This window comes from Arachnia propionica (assembly GCF_003932785.1).
Lineage (GTDB): Bacteria > Actinomycetota > Actinomycetes > Propionibacteriales > Propionibacteriaceae > Arachnia > Arachnia propionica_B.
Genome location: NZ_RQYT01000165.1, coordinates 1 through 342 on the forward strand (window position 1 = coordinate 1; position 342 = coordinate 342).

At 69.9% G+C, this 342-nt stretch carries 1 protein-coding gene; it reads right to left on the reverse strand.

All coding sequences use genetic code 11. The annotated features are described in order from the left end of the window. Positions 1-264 (reverse strand): hypothetical protein (locus tag EII35_RS15675; RefSeq protein WP_148098984.1); only part of this gene is annotated, 264 nt, incomplete at its 3' end. Positions 265-342 lie beyond the last annotated feature (78 nt).

Genomic DNA, 342 nt, shown 5'->3' on the forward strand with positions numbered 1-342 from the left:
GGTGGCGGTCAGGGCGACGACGAAGCACGGGATCGGGAAACGTCGCCGCAGCAGGGTGGCGACGGCGGCCGCTGCGGCGAGGAGCACCCCGAGCCAGAACAGCCACTCCGGGGTCGGCACCGGTTCCGCCCCCGGATCGCCCAGGTGGAGCTGCCAGGATGAGCCGGTCAGGCGGGCCGACAGCAGCGGCAGGACCCACAGCACCAGTACCGTCGGCACCACGATGAGCAGGTCGCGGGCCTCGGTCCCACGTCTTCGGAACATGTCTCCTCCCGGGCCCCAGTCTGTCCCACACCCCAAAACGGGGTTTCTCCCATTCTTCGACCTCAAGGCACCCTCGGA